This is a genomic window from Streptomyces sp. 4N509B (assembly GCF_052245655.1).
Classification (GTDB): Bacteria; Actinomycetota; Actinomycetes; order Streptomycetales; family Streptomycetaceae; genus Streptomyces.
This window is the reverse complement of record NZ_JBQQBZ010000019.1, coordinates 16,253-36,245: the sequence shown is the minus strand read 5'-3', so window position 1 is coordinate 36,245 and position 19,993 is coordinate 16,253. Positions and strand designations below refer to the sequence as shown.

Genomic DNA, 19,993 nt, shown 5'->3' with positions numbered 1-19,993 from the left:
CCACGTGGACGCGCCGGTCCACGCCGGGGGCGGCCCCGGGCCGAAGGCCGGGGAAGAGAGCGCGCGCCGCCCGACGACACGGAACCGACAGACTCCCCAGGATCTGACCACGACATCGCGCCGGGCCAGCCACGGCCCCAAGGGGCCGTGCTCCCCCGGACCCCTGCAAAGGACGGACCCTGGGCGGAGCGTCACCCGCGGTGCGGTGCGTCGACGCGCCCCGGACCGAAGGCTGGTGAAGCGGTGCGACGCCAGGCAGCGCGGGCCGGCACGCTCCCCGGCGCGTGTCCACGACATCGCGCCGCCCGGTCAGACCGCAGTGCTCCCCCGGTCCCTGCGTGAGCCGGAATCAATCCCAGGGAGAGGATCGCCCTCGGACACGGACCGTGCTGCAGCGGAGCGGTGCGGTGCGCGGACGCGTCCCGGGCCGGAGGCTGAGGGGGCGGCGCGACGCCAGGCAGCGCGGGTCCGGTGGGAGCGACGCCGTGCTTGGCCAGGCCCTGGCGCTCCCGCGAGGACAGCGAGCACTCCCGGTCGGGACCGCGAACCGCGAAGCGGCGGGGCGGCAGCGTGGCGGAGGGCGTGGGCGCGGCCGACCACGCCCGGGGGCGGAGGCCGCGCGCCGTCGGACGGCGCGGGCGCCTTCTAGCGCGTGCCCGCGCCGCGGACGTTGGCGCGGACCCACGCGACGACGTCGCTCGTCGGCGCGCCGGGGGTGAAGATCGCGGCGACGCCCTTCTCCTTCAGCGGCGGGATGTCGTCCTCGGGGATGATGCCGCCGCCGAAGACGGTGATGTCGCTCGCGTCCCGCTCGTCGAGCAGTTCCAGCACGCGCGCGAAGAGCGTGTTGTGCGCGCCGGAGAGGATCGACAGGCCGATGGCGTCGGCGTCCTCCTGGATCGCCGTGGTCACGATCTGCTCGGGCGTCTGGTGCAGCCCGGTGTAGATGACCTCCATGCCGGCGTCGCGCAGGGCACGGGCGATCACCTTGGCGCCCCGGTCGTGCCCGTCGAGGCCCGCCTTGGCGACCACGACGCGAAGAGGGACCGACATACCCGACACGTTCGACTCCGCCGTTCCCGTCGTCTCCACCGCCATCGTGCTGCCTCCAGAGCGAGAGCCGCCCGCCCCCTGCGAACGGTCGTTAACACCAGCATCGCGCATGGGACGACACGGCGCCAGCAAATCGAACGTGTCTCGCACACGAGGTGGACACCTCTGTGGAAGGTCGCGCGAAACTCTCGAATGAAACCCGAAAGGACGTTGTATGACCCGTTTCCAGAGGTGGGAATGGCGTGGCGGTGGGGGCGAAAGATTGTGGCGCTCGCATACCGCCGGGTACAGTCGCCGCACGTAGCCACCGGGCCCACCCGCTCCCGTAGTCGAGCCGAAAGGCGCAGTCGGTGACCGATCGTCAGATGACCGGGGTGTACGCCCCGAACGCCCTCACTGACGAACCAGGCGACCCCTGGAGACAGCCCTCACCCGTGGCCGCGGACTCCCCCTCCTCGGCGTACGGCACGGACCCGTTCGGCGGGTACGGCGCGCACGACCCGTACGGCGCGCACGGCGGACACGACGGCGGAGCGTACGGCGCGTACGACGCCTACGGGGCCATGACGACCGCCACGGCCACGGCCCCCGCCGCTACCGCCTACGACCCGGGCCACCCGGAGTCCGCCTTCGACCCGCTGACGGATCCCCAGCTCGCCCACGGGGCGGCGTCCTCGCCCTACGGAGAGGACGCCGCGTACGTGTACGGCGGCTACGGGTACGACGCGTACGGGCAGACGTACGGCGCGTCGCTCACCACGGCGGACCCGTTGACCGAGGGGTACGCCGCCCCGGGCGAGACGTACCAGGCCACGGCGGTCGCCGAGCCCGGCGCCTCGACGGGCGAGTGGGACGCCTGGGAGGTGTGGGGCCTGCCCGACACCGGACAGGCCCCTCCGCCGGACGCCTGGGCCGCGACGCCGACGCCCGTCGGGATGTACGAGCCGGCCGAGGCGTACGAGACGCCCGAGGCGCACGCGTCCCACAGCCCGCACGGCGAGGCGACCGAGCCGGCCGCCTCCTACGACGCTTACGAGGGCTACGACGCGTACGAGACGTACGCGGCACCGGCGGGGTACGACGGGGGACACGAGCTCTACGAGGCGGCCGGCGCGGACGCGGACACCGAGGCGGCGACGGACTCCGGCGCCGGCATGGCGGACGGGCCGGACCCGGCGGCGGAGGCGGACCACGAGGCGGCGGAGGCCGCGGAGGCCGCCGACGACGACGCGCGGCCGGTGCCCCCGCCCCGCGCGGCCCGTGGCAGGCGCCGCTCCTCGGCGTCGAACGGCCGACGCGCCGGTTCGGGCTCCGGCTCCGGCGGTGTCCTCGCCGGCGCCGCCCGCCGGGCACGCGCCCGCCGCTCCGCGTTCCTGAGCGTCGCCGCCCCCTCCCTCGCCGTCCTCGGCGTCACGGCCATCGCCACCGCCGCCACCGTCAGCGACTCGGGCACCGGCTCGGGCGACCCCGCCCCGGTCGCCGCCCCCGACTCCCCCGCCGAGGCCGAGCCCGTCGCCGCCAACCGGCAGTTCGACACCCAGCTCGCCGGCCTCTCCCAGGCCGCCACCGACTACGCCTCCCGCGCCAGCCTGACCCAGGCCGACATCGACCTGGAGGCCCAGCGCGAGCAGGAGGAGGCCGAGGCCGAGGCGGAGGCCGCCCGGCTGGAGGCGCTGCGGCCGAAGTTCGCGCTGCCGGTCGAGCAGGCGGGCCTGAGCGCCTACTTCGGCGAGGCCGGCGTCAACTGGATGTCCCTCCACACCGGCATCGACTTCCCCGTCAGCTATGGCACCCCGGTGATGGCCGCCACCGACGGCTCGATCACCACCCAGTGGGACCCCAGCTACGGCACGATGATCGTCCTCACCGCCCCCGACGGCACCGAGACCTGGTACACCCACCTGAGCAGCACCCTGTACACCTCCGGCTGGGTCCAGGCCGGCGCGGTCATCGCGTACTCCGGCGACTCGGGCAACTCCACGGGCCCCCACCTGCACTTCGAGGTCCGCCCGTACGGCGGCTCCCCCGTCGACCCGCTCACCTGGCTGCGCGACCACGGCCTGGAGCCGCTGTAACCCGAACCTCCACGACCCTCCACCACCCTCCAGCACCCTCCACGAGGAACGGCCGACGGCCCGGTCCCCCCATCGGGGGCCGGGCCGTCGGCCGTTCGTCGCGTGCGCCGCGCGGGGCGGCCGTCGCGTCGGTTCAGAACTGTCGGTTCAGAACTGGCGTCGCTGCTGCTGGGACCTGCGCAGGATCGCCTGGCAGATGCCGATGGCGGCGATGGGGGCCACGAACAGGAAGATGTAGTTGATCGCCTCGGCCCCCTCCTTCCACGCGTCCCACGTGTCGCCGGGGTACTTGAACAGCGCGACGAACCAGTTGGCGCCCATCTCCGCGCCGGCGAGCTCCGCGTACCGCGCGACGACCATCGTCGTGCCCCACGCCTCGCCGAGGCAGACGCTGACGAAGGAGAGCGCCGCGCCGATGCCGTAGGCCATCCAGTTGCCGCGGGCGAAGAGGGCGGGGCCGAGACCGCAGAGGATGCCGAGCAGGATCGCGAGGTACGTGATCTGCGTGACCTCACCCGTCGTCTCGTCGAGGGTCGCGCGGTAGATGAAGGCGTAGAGGATCGCGCCGACGATCGCGGCGACGGCCGAGAGGCCGATGGCGGCCGGCAGGTTGGCCTGCGGGCCGGCGCCGGGCGGGGGCGGCGGTGGGAAGCCGCCGCCGGGGGCGCCGTAGGGCTGGGCGGGGCCGGGCTGCTGCGGGTAGCCGTAGCCGGGCTGCTGGGGCTGCGGCTGGGGCTGCGGGTAGCCGTAGCCCGGCTGGGGCTGCGGCTGGGGCTGGCCGTAGCCGCCGCCGGCCGGCTGGCCGTACCCACCGCCCGGCGGAGGCTGGGGCGGAGGCGGCTGCTGCCCGTATCCGCCGTGCGGCTGCTGCTGCCAGGGCTGGCTCATCTGTTCCCCCTGGGGTTCGTGAGGTGAGACGTACTCCGGGGATCAGGAAGAGCTGGAGTACGAACGACTTGCTGATTATCGCCCCCGCAGCTAATCGCCCCCGACCCCCCTACGACAAGCCTTCGCGGTGAGATGTGACAGGACGGCGACACACCCGCAGCTCAGAGCTTCTCCACGGGCGCGTAGCGAAGCAGGAGTCGCTTCGGCTTCTCGCCGCCGAAGTCGATGGTGGCCTCGGCACGGTCGCCGCTGCCGGAGACCGAGACGACCGTGCCCATGCCGAAGCTGTCGTGGGTGACGCGGTCCCCCGGGCTGAGGGAGATCACCGGCCGCTCCGCCATCCGACGCGTCGCGAAGCCGCCCGTGCCCCGTGCCCCGGCGCGGAGGCCCGACGAGGCCGACGCCGAGGCCGACGCCGCGGCCGAGCCCGCCGAGGCGGCCGACCCGGTCGAGGCCGAGGAGCCGCCGCCGAACGCGGACCCCCAGGCCGCCCCCGAGCCCCGGCCACCGGCCCGCCGCCACTCGACGAACTCGCCCGGGATCTCCTCCAGGAAACGGGAGGGCGGGTTGTGCTGCGGCTGGCCCCAGGCGCTGCGCAGCTCCGCGCGCGACACGTACAGCCGCTGCCGGGCCCGGGTGATGCCGACGTACGCCAGGCGCCGCTCCTCCTCCAGCTCCTTCGTCTTGCCGAGGGAGCGCAGGTGCGGGAAGACGCCGTCCTCCATGCCCGTGAGGAAGACCACGGGGAACTCCAGGCCCTTCGCGGTGTGGAGCGTCATCAGCGTGATGACGCCGTCGTCCTCGCCGTCCTCCGGGATCTCGTCGGAGTCGGCGACCAGCGCGACCCGCTCCAGGAAGTCCGCGAGCGTGCCCGGGTCGTCCTCGGGGCGGTCCTGCTCGAACTCCAGCGCCACGGCGGCGAGCTCCCTGAGGTTCTCCACCCGCGTCTCGTCCTGCGGGTCGTTGGACGCCTCCAGCTCCGCGAGGTACCCGGTCTGCTCCAGCACGGCCTGGAGGACCGTGGCCGGTCCCGCACCCGACTCGGCGACGGTCCGCAGCTCCTCCAGCAGCGTGTTGAAGCGCCTGACGGCGTTGGTGGAGCGGGCCGCCATGCCGTACGCCTCGTCCACGCGGCGCAGCGCCTGGGCGAACGAGATCCGCTCGCGCTGCGCCAGGGCCTCGATCATCGCCTCGGCGCGGTCGCCGATGCCGCGCTTGGGCACGTTGAGGATGCGGCGCAGCGGCACGGTGTCCTCGGGGTTGGCCAGCACCCGCAGGTACGCCAGGACGTCGCGGACCTCGCGGCGCTCGTAGAAGCGGACGCCGCCGACGACCTTGTACGGCAGGCCGACGCGGATGAACACCTCCTCGAAGACGCGGGACTGGGCGTTGGTGCGGTAGAACACGGCGACGTCGCCGGGGCGGGCGGTGCCCGCGTCCGTCAGGCGGTCGATCTCGTCGGCGACGAACTGGGCCTCGTCGTGCTCGGAGTCGGCGACCCAGCCGGTGATGCCGGCGCCGGCCCCGGCGTTGGTCCAGAGGTTCTTCGGGCGGCGGGACTCGTTGCGCGCGATGACGGCGTTGGCGGCCGAGAGGATGGTCTGGGTGGAGCGGTAGTTCTGCTCCAGGAGCAGGGTGGTGGCCTGCGGGAAGTCCTCCTCGAACTGGAGGATGTTGCGGATCGTGGCGCCGCGGAAGGCGTAGATCGACTGGTCGGCGTCGCCGACGACGCACAGCTCGGCCGGCGGGACGCCGTGGCCCTCCGCCGCGGCCTGGGCGTCGTCTCCGGTGCCGACGAGCTGCCGGATCAGCCGGTACTGCGCGATGTTGGTGTCCTGGTACTCGTCGACCAGCACGTGCCGGAAGCGGCGGCGGTAGTGCTCGGCGACGTCGGGGAACGCCTCCAGCAGGTGCACGGCCGTCATGATGAGGTCGTCGAAGTCGAGGGCGTTGGCCTCGCGCAGCCGGGACTGGTAGAGCGCGTACGCCTCGGCGAGCGTCTTCTCGAAACCTCCCCCAGCCCCGCCGGGGGTACCCCCACTGACCTGGGCGGCGAAGTCCTCGGGGTCGATCAGCTCGTTCTTGAGGTTCGAGACCTTCGCGGAGAACGACTTGGGCGGGAAGCGCTTGGGGTCGAGGTCCAGGTCGCGGCAGACCAGCGCCATCAGGCGGCGCGAGTCGGCCGCGTCGTAGATCGAGAAGCTGGAGGTGAAGCCGAGCCGCTTGCTCTCGCGGCGCAGGATCCGCACGCAGGCGCTGTGGAAGGTCATCACCCACATCGCGCCGGCCCGCGGGCCCACCAGCTCCTCGACGCGCTCGCGCATCTCGCCCGCGGCCTTGTTGGTGAAGGTGATCGCGAGGATCTGGCCCGGGTGGGCGCCGCGCGCGGCCAGCAGGTACGCGATGCGGTGGGTCAGCACGCGCGTCTTGCCCGAGCCGGCGCCGGCGACGATCAGCAACGGGGCGCCACTGTGGGTGACGGCGGCGCGCTGCTGTTCGTTGAGGCCCTCCAGCAGCGCGGCCGGGTCGCTCACCGGCTTGGGCTCGCCGTTGCGGTAGTACGCGTCGCCGCCGTGTGCCGGCGCGCCGGCGCCGGGTTCGGCGAAGGTGCCGGCGAACAGCGCGTCCACGGCGTCGTCGTCCGGCTCGTAGGGGGCCCCTTCCTCGTCGGGAGGGGGCGGCGGCACGTCGCCCTCCGGGGTGGGGTCGAGGTCCGCCAGCACGTTGTCATCGAAGAGCCCGCTCATCGCCACCGAGTCTATGACCGCTCCCCTCCCCGCTCTCCCGCCAGACGTCCCCCGGGCGGCGGGCTCCTAGAATCATGCGCATGACCACGCCCGAGCCCCGCCCGCGCCCCGAGCTCCGCGCCTCTCACGAGGACCGGGAGGCGGTGGCGGAACGGTTGCGCGACGCCGCGGCCGAGGGACGGATCGACATCGACGAGCTGGAGGAGCGGCTGGAGGTGGCGCTGACCGCCAAGACCTTCGGCGAGCTCGCGCCGCTCACCGCCGACCTCCCCGAGCCGCCGGCCCCCGAGCCGGGCCCGCCGCTGGTGCTCAAGGGTGGCCTGCACGGCGCGGAGCGCGTCGGTCGCTGGGAGGTGCCGGCGAAGATCGTCGCCCGGGGCGGACTCGGCGGCGTCAAGATCGACTTCACGCGCGTCTCGTGCCCCTGGCCCGAGGTGGAGGTCGAGATCTACGGGGAGATGGCGGGCGTCACGGTCGTGGTGCCCGAGGGCTGGACCGTGGACACCACGGGCATGGACCCCGGCATCGGCGGCCTGAAGGACAAGACCCGTCCCGTCACCCGCCTCCCCGGGTCGCCGCTGATCCGGCTGACCGGAAGTGGCGGCATGGCGGGCGCCGTCGTGCGCCATCCCAACGTCTGGGAGCGCCGCAAGCTGCGGGACAACCCGACGGCCTGAGCCGCGGGCTCACTGCGCGCGGGCCGCCGGCGGCGCTGTCGGCCCTCCGGAACCGGCGGAACCAGCGGAACCGGCCCGCGCACGCCTGGAGGCCGAAACGGCCAGCGTCGCCGCCAGCGCGGCGGCCAGCAGACTGGCGAGAAGCACCCCGTTCAGCCAGGGGGGAACGGTCTGCTCGACGAAACCGTCACCCCACCGACACTCCGAGCCGAGCGGGAGGAAGGACCTCTCGTACGACAGGAACTCGGCGTCCGGCGACGCGATCTCGGGCGGTTCGCCGGTTCTGCCCCAACTACAGTACTCGTACTCCGAATACCCCCATCGCAGCAGAAGCAGCCCGAGGGCGTACGTCCCCGAGGCCACGATCAGGGCGACGAACGCGGCGTCCGCCCACGTGACCGAAAGGCGACCCGTCGCGTGGCGCCGGAGCAGCAGGCCGCTGATCACGCGCCCCGCCATCGCGAAGACCGCGAGGCCCAACGACAACTCGATCGTGCAGACGAGAAGAACGTCCATCGCGTCCCACCCCCAGGACCTCCGGTCGGCCGTCGGTGACGCGCCCCACGAGGGCGCCACCGGCTCAACTCCACTGTAGGCGGACGCCGTTGGACCGGGCCGGTCTGGCGGCCGGGGCGGACCGGACGTGCGGCGACACCCCTGGTGCGCGGCGTGCCCGCGCGGCGCGAAACCGAACGCGAGGTCACAATAGGATTCCAGTCACACCGCGAACAAATTACTCACCAGCCTTCACAAACGCCCCTCCGAATGGCTAGCGTGCGGCAGAGTCACCTTCGCCGACCGCCGGCCCTTCCCCCCGGGCCCGCTCGGTGAGCGGTCAGGGTTAGGGAAGGAGAAGCCACCTGTGGGTTCCCATCGCAAGCCCCGGGCAGGTCTGTTGGAGCGTCCCTCCGCCCGGCGCGGAGCCGTCGGCGTCGGCGCCGCCGCCCTCGTGTCGGCCACGCTGCTGACGCAGAGCGCGTACGCGGACGACCCCGACACCCCCTCCATCGAGGAGCAGCGCGAGCGGGCCGAGGAGGCCGCGGGGCGCGCCCAGGAGGTGCGCGACCAGGTCGACGAGCTGTACCACGAGGCCGGCGTCGCCACCCAGGACTTCCTGGAGGCCGAGGAGGACGTCGAGGAACAGCAGGACGCCGTGGACGAGGCGTTGGACGCCGCCGCCGAGGCCACCGAGGAGGTCAACGAGGCCCGTCGCACCCTCGGCACCTTCGCCGCGGCGCAGTACCGCCACGGCGGGGGCACCATGCCCGAGACCGCGACGCTGCTGCTGGCCAGCGACCCGCAGTCGTTCTTCGACCGCAGCCACACCCTCGACCGGCTCGGCGACCAGCAGCAGCAGGCCCTCGACACCTTCAGCTCGCGCCAGGCCGACGCCGAGGAGCACAGCGCCGAGGCCACCGAGGCGCTGGAGGAGCTCCAGAGCCGCGAGGACGAGCTCCAGGAGCAGAAGGATCTCGTGCAGGGCAGGCTGGCCGAGGCGCGGGAGCTGCTCGACCAGCTCACCGACGAGGAGCAGGCCGCCTACGACGAGCTGGAGCGGCTGGAGGAAGAGGAGGCCGAGCGGCAGCGCCGCCTGGCCGAGCAGCGGGCCCAGGAGGAGCGCGAGCGGGAGCTCGCGGAGCAGCGGGAGCAGGAGCAGGCCGAGCAGGAGGAGCAGGAGTCCGGCGGCGGCCAGGCGGACGGCGGCACCGGGAGCGGCGACACGTACGCCTCGCTGGCCGAGCAGGCGATCGCGTTCGCCGAGGCACAGATCGGCAAGCCGTACGTGTGGGGCGCCACCGGCCCCGACTCCTTCGACTGCTCGGGGCTGACCCAGGCGGCGTGGCTGGCGGCGGGCGTCGAGATCCCGCGCGTCACCTACGACCAGGTGAACATCGGCACCACGATCCCCCGCTCCCAGGCCCAGCCCGGCGACCTCGTCTTCTTCTACGACGACATCAGCCACGTCGGCCTGTACATCGGCGGCGGCATGATGATCCACGCGCCGAAGCCGGGAGACGTGGTGAAGGTCGAGGCGATCGACGTGATGCCGATCTACTCCTTCGTCCGCCCGACCTGAGACGGTTCCGCCCACCCGCCGCCCACCCGCCGTCCGCACGTGTGAACGCCATGGCCATGTCCATGGGGGTGCCATACTGTGTAGCCCGCCGCTTAGATCGAGCACTCGGGGGGTCCGGCACCAGTGGAGCAGTCATCGCACCCAGGTGAACTGATAAGCGGGCGGTACGAGCTCGTCGAGGTGATCGGCACCGGCGGGTTCGGGCGGGTCTGGAAGGCGCGCGACCAGCGGCTCCAGGCCGACGTGGCCATCAAGGAGCTCCGCCCGCCCTCGTCGATCTCCGAGACGGAACGGCGAGAACGCCTGAACCGAGCGGAGCGCGAGGCCCTCAACACCGCCCGCCTGCGTGACCACCCCCACATCGTGAGCGTGCACGACGTCGTCGTCGACGACGGCGTCTTCTGGATCGTGATGCAGCTCGTCACGGGCCGCGCCCTCAGCCAGCGCCTCCAGGACGGCGGCGCGCTGTCCGTGAGCGAGACCGCGGACCTGGCCAGGGCGCTGCTGAAGGCCCTCGACGCGGCGCACCAGGCGGGGATCGTGCACCGCGACATCAAGCCGGCCAACGTCCTGCTCGCCGACAACGGCGACATCCTGCTCACCGACTTCGGGATCGCGACGCACGAGACCGACACCTCGCTCACGATCACCGGGGCGGTCATCGGCTCGGTCGCCTACATGGCACCCGAGCGCGCCCTCGGCGACAAGGGGCAGGCGCCGAGCGACCTGTTCTCCCTCGGCGTGACGCTGTTCGAGGCGCTGGAGGGCCTGTCGCCGTTCGCCCGCACCTCGACGGCCGTGACGCTGCACGCCGTCGCCTACGAGGACCCGCCACCGCTGCGACGCGCGGGACCGCTGGCGCCGCTGATCACGCGGCTGCTCACGAAGGACCCGGCGCAGCGCCCGTCGATCGCCGAGGCCCTCGCCCTGCTCGACGCGATACCGGTGTCCGCGCTGCGCGCCGCCGACGCGCCGGGCCTGGCGAAGCCGACCGCGCCGCCCCCGCCGGCGCAGCCGCCGACACCCGCCACGCCGGCGACGCCCGTCACGCCGGCGACGCCGCCGCACGCGCTGCCCACGATGGCCGCGATGCCGACGCCGACCCACGCGTATCCCACGGCGGTGGCGGGCGTGCACACCCCGCCCCAGGCGTACCCCGCCACGCCGATGCCGCACCACCCCGGCTACCCCGGGCAGCCCGGCCACACCTATCCGACGGCACCCGTCCCCTACCCTCCCGGCGGTCCCCACCGGCCCTCCTCCAACGCCCTGGTCGTCAAGGTGCTGGCCGGAGTCCTCGGCCTGGCCCTCGTCGTGATCGTGGTCCTGGTCGCCACGTCGGGAGGCGACTCCGAGGGCGGCACGGGCGGCACGGGCGGCAACGGCACGGGAGGGGGAGGCGAGACGGAGGCGGGGACGTTCGTCAACGACACCTCGGTCGAGATCAGGGACAACGAGACGGCCGAGTCGACGATCGAGGTCACCGGCGTCGACGGCAACGCCCCCGCCGCGCTGGCCGTCCCCGTGGACCTCACCCACACCAACGTCAACGACCTCGACATCACGCTCGCCGCCCCCGACGGCACCACCTTCGTCCTGGACGAGGACGGCCCGCACAACGACGGCGAGGACGGCTCCTTCACCTACACGGTCAACGCCGCGGCGGTCGTGGCCAACGGCACCTGGACGCTCGCCGTCGAGGACACCGCGGGACTCGACCAGGGCACCCTGAACTCCTGGGGCCTGCACATGGGATCGGGCGACGGCGGAGGCGAAGGCGAGGGCGGGGGTCAGACGGGCCCGGTCGGCGGATCGTTCGAGAACAACGAGCCCGTGACCATCCCCGACATGGACTCGGCCGTCTCGACGATCGAGGTCACCGGCATCGACGGCAACGCCCCGAGCTCACTGGCCGTCCCCGTGGACATCACCCACGACTACACCTCCACCAGCGAACTGGACATCACGCTGACCGCCCCCGACGGCACCACCTTCACCCTCAACAGCCAGGACGAGGAACACAACGGCGGCGAGAGCGGCGTCCACACGTACGTCGTCGACGCCTCGGCGGTGCCGGCCAACGGCACGTGGACGCTGACCGTGGAGGACATCAGGGCGATCGACGAGGGCACCCTCAACTCCTGGGGCCTGCGCTTCCAGTCGTTCGCGAACAACGATCCGGTGGCCATCCCCGACATGGACTCGGCTGTCTCGACGATCGAGGTCTCCGGGTTCGAGGGCAACGCCCCGAGCTCACTGGCCGTCCCCGTGGACATCACCCACGACTACACCTCCTCCAACGAACTGGACATCAGGCTGACCGCCCCGGACGGCACCACCTTCACCCTCAACGAGGAGGAGGAGCACCCGAGCAGCGGTGAGCACTCGTACGTCATCGACGCCTCGGCGGTGCCGGCCAACGGCACGTGGACGCTGACCGTGGAGGACATCAGGGCGGCCGACGAGGGCACCCTCAACTCCTGGGGCCTGCTCTTCTGACGGCCGTCGCGTGGTGACGCGGCCGGCGGCGTCACGGCCGGCGGCCGCGGTCGCCGACGAGCGCGGTCGCCAACGGAGCGCCGTCGCCGTCGCCGTCGCCGTCGCCGTCGCGGGTGAGCGTGCGGGGACGTGACGGGAGATCGCGGGCCGGCCCGGGGTGCGGGCCGGCCGGCGTCACCAGACGGTGGCGATGAAGATGTTCACGATCGTGAGCCCGCCGATCGCGCCGAACAGCGGGGCGGCCACGCGCTCCTCGTCGCGGTTGACGTACGTGACGGCGAGGATCGCCAGCAGCACCGTGAGCTTCACGGCGATCTTGACGTTGTTCACCTCCTGATCGTCCGCCTGGTTGAGGCCGACGAGGGCGAGACCCGTGACGAGCATGGTCCACGCGCCGTGGAGCATCCCCGGGGACACCCGCGCCTCACCGGCTCGAAGTGCCTTCATCTGCGACAGGAAGCCACCCAGCAGAGCCGCGATACCGATGATGTGCAGCCCGAGGACGACGTCGATCAGGACCTCCATGGGCCGGAAGTCTAGCCAGCACGCGTCTTGACGCTGAGTGGCGCGCCCCCCAGGATGCTTTGGGAGCGCTCCCACGTTCAGAACTTCAACGTGTCATGTCCACTCCGTCTCCGTCGCGAAGGGACCCAGAGCCGTGACCCCCCACCCCCACCGCAGACGACGCCGCCTCCTCGGCGGCGGTGCCGTCGCGTCCGCGGCAGGACTGTTGGCAGCCGCCATCGCCCTGCCCTCCGCCACCACCGCCTCAGGCCAGCCAGGGCCCGAGCTGATCTCCAACGGCGACTTCGCCAGCGGGGAAACCGCCCCCTGGTGGTGGACCCAGAACATCACGCCCGAGATCGTCGACGGCCGCCTGTGCGCAGAGATCCCGGGCGGTACGGCGAACCCCTGGGACGTGATCATCGGGCAGGACGCCCTGCCCCTGACCGCCGCCGAGAGCTACGAGTTCCGGTACACCCCCACGAGCAGCCCGGAAGGGCCGGTCCGCGCGAACATCCAGATGCCGACCGACCCGTACACCTCGTACCTCACCGCGATCGACACGGCGACCGACGCCACCGAGCCGATCAGCCACATCTTCACCCCCACGGTGAACCAGCCCGACGCCCAGCTGGTCTTCCAGCTCGGCGGCCGTGACGAGGCGTTCACCTTCTGCGTGGACGACGTCTCGCTGACCAGCGGCGCCGAGGTGCCGCCGTTCGACCCCGACACCGGCTCGCCCGTCCGCGTCAACCAGCACGGGTACCTGACGGACGCGGCAAAGGTCGGCACGTACGTGACCGAGTCGACCGAGGCGCTGCCGTTCACGGTCAACGCCGCCGACGGCACCGAGGTCGCCTCCGGCACCACCTCCCCCGCCGGCGTCGACCCCACCTCGGCGGAGAACGTCCACACCTTCGACTTCAGCGAGGTCGCCACCCCGGGTGAGGACTACACCGTCACCGTCGGCGAGGACACGAGCCTGCCCTTCGCCATCGGCGACGACGTCTACGCGGGCCTGGGCACCGACGCGCTCGCGTACTACTACCACAACCGTTCCGGCATCGAGATCGACGCGGCGCTCGTGGGCGAGGAGTACGCCCGCCCCGCCGGCCACGCCAACGTCGAGCCGAACCAGGGCGACGACGGCGTGACCTGCTGGCAGGACGCCTGCGACTACACCCTCGACGCCGCCGGCGGCTGGTACGACGCGGGTGACCACGGCAAGTACGTCGTCAACGGCGGCATCTCCGTGGCGCAGCTGATGTCGATCTACGAGCGCGACCCCGAGGCGTTCGGCGACAGCTCCCTCGCCGTCCCCGAGCAGGGCAACGCGGTGCCCGACATCCTCGACGAGGCCCGCTGGCAGCTGGACTTCCTGATGTCCATGCAGGTGCCCGAGGGCGAGGAGCTGGCGGGCATGGCCCACCACAAGCTCCACGACGCCGCCTGGACCGCGCTGCCGACCATCCCGCACGAGGACAGCCAGCCGCGTGAGCTGCACCCGCCGTCCACCGCCGCCACGTTGAACCTCGCGGCGGCCGGCGCCCAGTGCGCCCGGGTCTTCGAGCCCTTCGACGCGGACTTCGCCGCCCAGTGCCTGACCGCCGCCGAGCGGGCCTGGCAGGCGGCGCAGGCCAACCCGGACATGCTCGCCGACCCGAACGACGGCGTCGGCGGCGGCGCCTACAGCGACGCGAAGGTCAGCGACGAGTTCTACTGGGCCGCGGCCGAGCTGTACCTCACCACCGGTGAGGGCACCTACGAGGGCGCCCTGCTCGACTCCGAGCTGCACGGCGACGCCGAGGCCGTCTTCCCCGACGGCGGCATGAGCTGGGGCGAGACCGCCGGTCTCGGCGCGCTGAGTCTGGCCACGGTCCCGAACGACCTGAACCGGGTCCGCCAGGCCAACGTCGACGAGATGGTCCTCAACGCGGCCGACCGGTACGCGGCCACCGCCCAGGCGGCGCCGTACGGCCTGCCCTACGGCGAGGGCTTCATCTGGGGCTCCAACTCCCAGGTGCTCAACAACGGCGTGGTGCTCGGTGTCGCCCACGACCTGACGGGCGAGGCCGCCTACCGTGACGCCGCCCTGGGCGCGCTCGACTACGTCCTGGGCCGCAACCCGCTCAACCAGTCGTACGTCACCGGCTACGGCGAGCGGGACTCGGTCAACCAGCACCACCGCTTCTGGGCCAACCAGCTCGACCCCGGCCTGCCGAACCCGCCCGCGGGCTCGCTGGCCGGCGGCCCGAACGCGGACCTCCAGGACCCGATCGCCGAGCAGGAGCTCGTCGGGTGCGTGGGCGCGATGTGCTACATCGACCACATCGAGTCGTACGCGACGAACGAGGTCACGATCAACTGGAACGCCCCGCTGGCGTGGCTGGCCGCCTACGCCGACGACCAGGGCGGCGACGCCTGAGCAGGGACTGAGCAGGACCTGCCCACGTAGGGCCTGATCAGGGCCTGACGGCGCCCGCGGGCGCCGGGCCCCCGGCGGGGGCGTACGGTCGCGGACCACCGCACCGTACGCCCCCGCCTCGCTGTCCGCGCGCTCCCCGTACGCTGGCGGCATGCCCCCAGCCCGCGCGAAGAAGAACGCGAAGAAGCGGCAGCGCCCGACCGGCTCCCAGCGACCCGGGTCGTCCTCCCGGAAGACGGGGAGGCCGGGACGGACCCAGCCGCCGAGGACGACGTACGGGGCGCGCGCCGCGCGGCCGTACGCCGTCGCGTTGCTGGTGGCGCTGCTGGTGGGGGCGATGGCGGTCGGCACGCTCGCCGCCCTCGGCGGGAGCGACGCCACCGGCGCGGACGACGACGCCGGGGGCGAGCCGACGACGCTGCCCACGGACGGCCCGGTGGCCGAGCTGGCGCGCCGGGACGCGGGCGACCCGCTCGCCCTCGGCGAGCCCGACGCCCCCGTCGTGATGATCGAGTACGCCGACTTCCAGGACGCGTTCGTCGGCATCCACGCCCGTCGGACCCACCAGGAGCTGGTGACGGAGTACGTGGAGGCCGGCATCCTGCGGATCGAGTTCCGCAACTACCCCGTCAACGGGCCCGAGTCGGACGCCGCCGCGCGCGCCGCGTGGGCGGCCGGGGAGCAGGGCCGCTTCTGGGAGTTCCACGACGCCGCGCTGGCGGAGGAGTTCTCCATGAACTCGGGCCGCTTCGAGGAGGAGGGGCTGCGCGAGCTGGCCGACCGGGCGGGCGTGGAGGACGTCGAGCGGCTGCTGACCGACATGGAGTCCGAGGCGGCGGGCGAGGCCGTGGGGCGGGACGCGGAGGAGGCGTACGAGCTGGGCGTCACCTCGGTGCCGTCGTTCCTGATCAACGGCGAGCCGGTGCAGGGCGTCCAGTCCCCCGAGATCTTCCGCGAGACCATCGACGAGGCGTACGAGGCGGCCCGCTGACGCCCCTCGTCGACGCAGACAGCGCCGACGACGCCGTGTGAGCCGCATGGCCGAACGAGCCGAAGAGGACGCGAACGGTCGCGGCCGGACGCGGGGCCGGGCAGCCGGCACGCGCCGGAGGCCAACGCCGGTCAATCACCGCCACTACCGATCAAGTGGTCGCTGACGGCCGTCATGTCGACTTAGCGTCCTGGGCCATGGCAAAGCACAGGAAGCCGAAGCGCCGGCCCCACCCGTTAGGCGCGTTCCGCCCGCGCGGCTCCCGCCGCCCGCACCGCGCCCTGCGGTCCGTCGCCGCGACGCTCACCCTCGCGGGCGCCGCCTCGACCACGTTGGTCGACGGCGTGGCGCTCGCCGAGCCGGAGCCGAGCCTTCCCGCGATCCGCGAGCGGGTCGACGCCCTGCACCGCGAGGCCGAGGAGGCGACCGAGCGGTACAACGCGGCCACCGAGGAGGTCGACCGGGCGCAGGAGGCGATCGAGCTGCTCCAGGACGAGGCGGCCCGCCACACCGAGCTGTTGGACGAGGCCCGCGACGCCCTCGGCGGCCACGCCGCCGCCCAGTACCGCGACAGCCACGCCGGTCTGCCGCCCTCGCTCCAGCTCGCGCTCTCCTCCGACCCCGACGACTTCCTCGACGCCGCCGTGCTGGCCGACCTGAGCGGCGACCTCCAGGCCGAGGCCGTGGCGGAGGTGCACGAGCAGCTGCGGGCGATCGAGCAGCTGCGGGGCGAGGCCGACGTGGAGGCCGAGGCGCTCGCCGAGGCGCGGGACGTCGCGAGCGAGGAGCGCGAGGAGGTGCGCGAGCGGCTCGCCGAGGCGGAGGAGCTGTTGGCCACCCGCACCGAGGAGGAGCGGGAGCGGATCCTGCTCGGCGGCTCGCCGGACGCGGCGGGGGCCGCGCAGGGCGTCGTGCCCTCCGCGCCCGGCTCGGGCGGCGACGGCGAGGCGGTGGGGCGGGCCGCGGCGGCCGTCGCCTTCGCCCACGCGCAGCTGGGCAAGCCGTACGTGTGGGGCGGCACCGGGCCCGACGGTTTCGACTGCTCGGGCCTGACCCAGGCGGCCTGGGCGGCGGCCGGGGTGGCGCTGCCGCGCACCAGCTACGCCCAGGTGGGCTCCGGCACCCCGGTCGCGCTGTCCGAGCTGGCCCCGGGCGACCTGGTCTTCTACTACGCGGGGCTGAGCCACGTCGGGATCTACGTGGGCGGCGGGCAGGTCATCCACGCGTCGCGGCCGGGCGCGCCGATCGCGTTCGCCCCGGTGGACTCGATGCCCGTCGCCGCGGCGACGCGCCCCGCGTGACGCCTGTCGGGTGTCGGCCGTGAGGAGGCGCTGGCAGACTGGGACCGCCGGACGAAAGGTGGCACGGTCATGTCAGTCAGGGATCAACTCGGGGGTCCGGCGGCCCGCGGCCCGCTGCCCGGCACGGGCGGCCCCGGCGGCGGGCTGCGGGAGACCGCCGCCCACTTCGCGCTCCTGCCGCTGCGGTTCTTCCTCGGCTTCACGTTCCTCTACGCGGGGATCGACAAGTACGTGGACTCGGCGCCGTTCAGCGACAGCATGAACACCGACCAGATGGAGACGCTGCTGGAGTTCTCCCGCGACAGCGCCGCCGCGGGCTGGCTCGTGGACCTGGCACTGGAGAACCCGGGCCTGTTCGGCCACGGGACGGCGGTGGTCGAGATGGCCGTGGGCGCGGGCCTGCTGCTCGGGCTGTGGACGCGCCTGGCCGCCGCCGCGGGGGCGCTGCTGGCGCTCGCGTTCTGGCTGACGGTGTCCTGGAGCACGGACCCGTACTACTTCGGGGCGGACCTGCCGCTGCTGGCGGGCTTCCTGACCCTCCTCCTGGCGGGCAGCGGCCCGTTCGCCCTCGACACGGCGCTCTCCGCACACCAGGCACGCGCCAACCGCCGCATGTTCGGCTAGGGCCCGCCCGGCGGGCCCGTCGCCCTCAGCCCAGCGCGGCCACGGCTCTTTCCCAGGGGAAGGCCCCCGGGGCGCCCTGCCTCGGCGCGTGTGGCTCGTAGCCGTCCGGTCCGAGCAGGACCCGGACGCCCTGCTCCCGCAGCGTCGCCACGGCGCGCGGCACGGCGGGCTGCGCACCCAGTGCCGTGCTCCAGAACGGCATGGCCGCCACCGGGACACCCATGTGCACCGCCTCGGCGGGAAGACCGAGGGAGAGCGTGTCCGTGACACCCGCCGCCCATCGGCACGCGCTGGTCGTCGTCATCGGCGCCACCAGCATCGCGTCGGCCGGCGGCAGTCCCCCGCCCTGGCCTGGCAGCGTGTACTGGTGACGGACCGGGTGCCCCGTCAGCTTCTCCAGCTCCGGCAGACGGCCCTCCCACCAGCGCGCGGCGGTCGGGGACAGGACGAGGCAGGTGTCCCACCCCGCGTCCTGCGCGACTCGCACCCCTCTGTCCACGTACTCGGCGGGACCGGCAGCGCAGGCGATCAGGTACAGGACACGAACACGGGTCATGCCGGGAGTCCACAGCGCTCGGCGAGTGCACGCAAGTCCGCGCCGGGGGATGGCACGAGCAGCGCGAGATCCTGCACGATCGTCACGACTGCGGACGAGTGCACCCCTTCGGGCGGCAGCCTCGCCGTCTCGATGAGCGCGAGACGGCACAGCCGTACGCTGGGCAGCGAGTGCTCATAACCCAAAGGATCGACATGATCGATTATCCCGAACTCTCCATCGGTGAGCGCATCAGGTACTTCAGAAACCGGGCCGGCAAGTCGCAGGCGGCCCTGGGTGGCCTCGTCGGTCGCTCGGAGGACTGGGTATCGAAGGTCGAGCGGGGTGTCATCTCCGTGGACCGGCTGTCCCTGCTGCTTGAGATCGGCCGCGTCCTCGGAGTCTCCGACCTGTCCGACCTCACCGGGCCCTCCCTCACCATGACCCTGGCCAGCGGCCCGGAACACCCCGCCGTGCCGGCGATCCGCCTCGCACTCAGCACGCCTCCGTCCCTGCTCGGCGGGAGGCTGCCGGGGGAGCCGGTGAGCGCGGGCGAGTTGGATCAGCACGTGCGGGACGCGTGGAGCGTCTACGAGACGCAGACCGAGCGATACGGCCCCGTCGGCGAGCGTCTGCCGCGACTGCTCGCCGAGGCGTACCTGACGCTGCGGAAGTCCACCGGTCCGGACGAGATGTCGGCGGTGCGGTCCCTCGTGTCGCTGCTCCACCTGCACCAGGTGTTCCTCCGGCGCGTCGGTGAGCGCAAGCTGTCGCTGATCGCCGCCGACCGCGCGATGCAGATCGCGGACGAGACCGAGGACCCGGCGCTCATCGCCGCGTCCGCGTGGAACGTGTGCGGCATCCTCACCAGCTCGGGCGACGTCCGCGAGAGCCTGGATCTCGCACGGTCGACCATCGACCACTGCCGCCCGGGAGACGACGCCACCCCCGATCACCTGTCCGCGTTCGGCGCCCTCCATCTCGCGGCCGTGATCGCTGCCGTGAGGTCGACCAACGCCCCCGCCGCCTGGGATCTTCTCCGTGAGGCCGGGACGGTCGCCGACCGCCTCGGGCGCGACCGGAACGACTGGCACACCAGCTTCGGCCCCTGCAACGTGAGGATGCACGGCGTGCACCTCGCGGCCGAGGAAGGCGACGCACACGAAGCCCTGCGGCTGGCGGACGACGTGGAGGTCAACCCCGAGCTGCCGCTGGAGCGAAGGACCCGCTACCTCGTCGAGGTCATGCACTCCCACCGACTGACCGGCGACGACTTCGGCACGATCTACATGCTGCGCAGGATCTTGGAGGAGTCGCCGGAGGAGATCGCGTACTTCACTCTCGTGCGTGAAGCTGTCGTCGCGTTGCTGAAGCGCGAACGCCCGCAGTACCGCCGTGACCTGCGGCAGATCGCCGAGCACATCGGAGTGTTGGCGGCTGCCTGACCCGGAATCAGGCGCACCCCGGAAACTTCTTCCGGGGTGCGCCTGATTTTTTCCCTCACCATCGGTCACATGACAGCGACTCAGCGGCGATGGGGGCGACGAGCCTCCCGGGGGACGACGGCGAACCCGGCCATGGGGCTGCGTCTGGAGCG

General features: G+C 72.9%; 15 protein-coding genes. 9 read left to right on the top strand and 6 right to left on the bottom strand.

Annotation, left to right across the window (positions count from 1 at the left end; translation table 11 throughout):
* Positions 1-645: 645 nt before the first annotated feature.
* Positions 646-1,053 carry a cobalamin B12-binding domain-containing protein gene (locus ACTWP5_RS18325; RefSeq protein WP_443222068.1) on the bottom strand — a complete coding sequence of 136 codons (408 nt, stop codon included), beginning with the start codon at positions 1,051-1,053 and terminating at the stop codon, positions 646-648.
* A 350-nt stretch (positions 1,054-1,403) separates the two neighbouring features.
* Here ACTWP5_RS18325 and ACTWP5_RS18320 point away from each other — a divergent pair, with 350 nt between their 5' ends.
* Positions 1,404-3,128 carry a M23 family metallopeptidase gene (locus tag ACTWP5_RS18320; RefSeq protein ID WP_443222067.1) on the top strand — a complete coding sequence of 575 codons (1,725 nt, stop codon included), beginning with the start codon at positions 1,404-1,406 and terminating at the stop codon, positions 3,126-3,128.
* A gap of 147 nt (positions 3,129-3,275) precedes the next feature.
* On the opposite strand, the gene ACTWP5_RS18315 is transcribed toward ACTWP5_RS18320, so the two are convergent.
* Together ACTWP5_RS18315 and pcrA are read right to left on the bottom strand one after the other, a co-directional pair.
* Positions 3,276-4,016, bottom strand: a complete 741-nt coding sequence (locus ACTWP5_RS18315; protein WP_443222066.1) for a hypothetical protein — start codon at positions 4,014-4,016, stop codon at positions 3,276-3,278.
* Positions 4,017-4,177: 161 nt separating this feature from the next.
* Complete coding sequence (pcrA, locus tag ACTWP5_RS18310) at positions 4,178-6,763, bottom strand: DNA helicase PcrA (protein WP_443222065.1); 2,586 nt, start codon at positions 6,761-6,763, stop codon at positions 4,178-4,180.
* A 74-nt stretch (positions 6,764-6,837) separates the two neighbouring features.
* Between pcrA and ACTWP5_RS18305 the strand changes: the two genes are divergently transcribed.
* Positions 6,838-7,440, top strand: a complete 603-nt coding sequence (locus ACTWP5_RS18305; RefSeq protein WP_443222064.1) for a DUF1707 SHOCT-like domain-containing protein — start codon at positions 6,838-6,840, stop codon at positions 7,438-7,440.
* Between the two features lie 9 nt (positions 7,441-7,449).
* Here the strand turns inward: ACTWP5_RS18305 and ACTWP5_RS18300 are convergent, their stop codons facing one another.
* Complete coding sequence (locus ACTWP5_RS18300; RefSeq protein WP_443222063.1) at positions 7,450-7,956, bottom strand: hypothetical protein; 507 nt, start codon at positions 7,954-7,956, stop codon at positions 7,450-7,452.
* A 346-nt stretch (positions 7,957-8,302) separates the two neighbouring features.
* Here ACTWP5_RS18300 and ACTWP5_RS18295 point away from each other — a divergent pair, with 346 nt between their 5' ends.
* Positions 8,303-9,517, top strand: a complete 1,215-nt coding sequence (locus ACTWP5_RS18295) for an NlpC/P60 family protein (RefSeq protein WP_443222062.1) — start codon at positions 8,303-8,305, stop codon at positions 9,515-9,517.
* A gap of 123 nt (positions 9,518-9,640) precedes the next feature.
* Positions 9,641-12,016: a proprotein convertase P-domain-containing protein gene (locus ACTWP5_RS18290; RefSeq protein ID WP_443222061.1), complete on the top strand. Its 2,376-nt coding sequence runs from the start codon at positions 9,641-9,643 to the stop codon at positions 12,014-12,016.
* Between the two features lie 174 nt (positions 12,017-12,190).
* On the opposite strand, the gene ACTWP5_RS18285 is transcribed toward ACTWP5_RS18290, so the two are convergent.
* Complete coding sequence (locus ACTWP5_RS18285) at positions 12,191-12,541, bottom strand: hypothetical protein (protein WP_443222060.1); 351 nt, start codon at positions 12,539-12,541, stop codon at positions 12,191-12,193.
* A gap of 133 nt (positions 12,542-12,674) precedes the next feature.
* Between ACTWP5_RS18285 and ACTWP5_RS18280 the strand changes: the two genes are divergently transcribed.
* The 4 genes from ACTWP5_RS18280 to ACTWP5_RS18265 all read left to right on the top strand — a co-directional run bounded on the left by ACTWP5_RS18280 (position 12,675) and on the right by ACTWP5_RS18265 (position 17,861).
* The gene (locus tag ACTWP5_RS18280) at positions 12,675-14,945 is read left to right on the top strand and encodes a glycoside hydrolase family 9 protein (RefSeq protein WP_443222059.1); all 2,271 of its coding nucleotides are present in this window, start codon (positions 12,675-12,677) and stop codon (positions 14,943-14,945) included.
* A gap of 151 nt (positions 14,946-15,096) precedes the next feature.
* Positions 15,097-15,936 carry a DsbA family protein gene (locus tag ACTWP5_RS18275; RefSeq protein WP_443222058.1) on the top strand — a complete coding sequence of 280 codons (840 nt, stop codon included), beginning with the start codon at positions 15,097-15,099 and terminating at the stop codon, positions 15,934-15,936.
* Between the two features lie 197 nt (positions 15,937-16,133).
* Positions 16,134-17,237, top strand: a complete 1,104-nt coding sequence (locus ACTWP5_RS18270; RefSeq protein WP_443222057.1) for an NlpC/P60 family protein — start codon at positions 16,134-16,136, stop codon at positions 17,235-17,237.
* 69 nt (positions 17,238-17,306) lie between these two features.
* The gene (locus ACTWP5_RS18265) at positions 17,307-17,861 is read left to right on the top strand and encodes a DoxX family protein (RefSeq protein WP_443222056.1); all 555 of its coding nucleotides are present in this window, start codon (positions 17,307-17,309) and stop codon (positions 17,859-17,861) included.
* Positions 17,862-17,886: 25 nt separating this feature from the next.
* On the opposite strand, the gene ACTWP5_RS18260 is transcribed toward ACTWP5_RS18265, so the two are convergent.
* Complete coding sequence (locus ACTWP5_RS18260) at positions 17,887-18,417, bottom strand: flavoprotein (protein ID WP_443222055.1); 531 nt, start codon at positions 18,415-18,417, stop codon at positions 17,887-17,889.
* Positions 18,418-18,611: 194 nt separating this feature from the next.
* On the opposite strand from ACTWP5_RS18260, the gene ACTWP5_RS18255 reads away from it, so the two are divergent.
* Positions 18,612-19,841, top strand: coding sequence for a helix-turn-helix domain-containing protein (locus ACTWP5_RS18255; RefSeq protein ID WP_443222054.1), 1,230 nt, complete (start codon positions 18,612-18,614; stop codon positions 19,839-19,841).
* The last annotated feature ends 152 nt before the right edge of the window (positions 19,842-19,993 follow it).

Bases quoted from the DNA above. Each gene is read 5' to 3' on its own strand.
- ACTWP5_RS18275 (WP_443222058.1), top strand. From the start codon at position 15,097: ATGCCCCCAGCCCGCGCGAAGAAGAACGCGAAGAAGCGGCAGCGCCCG.
- ACTWP5_RS18300 (WP_443222063.1), bottom strand. From the start codon at position 7,956: ATGGACGTTCTTCTCGTCTGCACGATCGAGTTGTCGTTGGGCCTCGCG.
- ACTWP5_RS18325 (WP_443222068.1), bottom strand. From the start codon at position 1,053: ATGTCGGTCCCTCTTCGCGTCGTGGTCGCCAAGGCGGGCCTCGACGGG.
- ACTWP5_RS18305 (WP_443222064.1), top strand. From the start codon at position 6,838: ATGCGCATGACCACGCCCGAGCCCCGCCCGCGCCCCGAGCTCCGCGCC.
- ACTWP5_RS18265 (WP_443222056.1), top strand. From the start codon at position 17,307: ATGTCAGTCAGGGATCAACTCGGGGGTCCGGCGGCCCGCGGCCCGCTG.
- ACTWP5_RS18260 (WP_443222055.1), bottom strand. From the start codon at position 18,417: ATGACCCGTGTTCGTGTCCTGTACCTGATCGCCTGCGCTGCCGGTCCC.
- ACTWP5_RS18255 (WP_443222054.1), top strand. From the start codon at position 18,612: ATGATCGATTATCCCGAACTCTCCATCGGTGAGCGCATCAGGTACTTC.
- ACTWP5_RS18285 (WP_443222060.1), bottom strand. From the start codon at position 12,541: ATGGAGGTCCTGATCGACGTCGTCCTCGGGCTGCACATCATCGGTATC.
- pcrA (WP_443222065.1), bottom strand. From the start codon at position 6,763: ATGAGCGGGCTCTTCGATGACAACGTGCTGGCGGACCTCGACCCCACC.
- ACTWP5_RS18315 (WP_443222066.1), bottom strand. From the start codon at position 4,016: ATGAGCCAGCCCTGGCAGCAGCAGCCGCACGGCGGATACGGGCAGCAG.
- ACTWP5_RS18270 (WP_443222057.1), top strand. From the start codon at position 16,134: ATGGCAAAGCACAGGAAGCCGAAGCGCCGGCCCCACCCGTTAGGCGCG.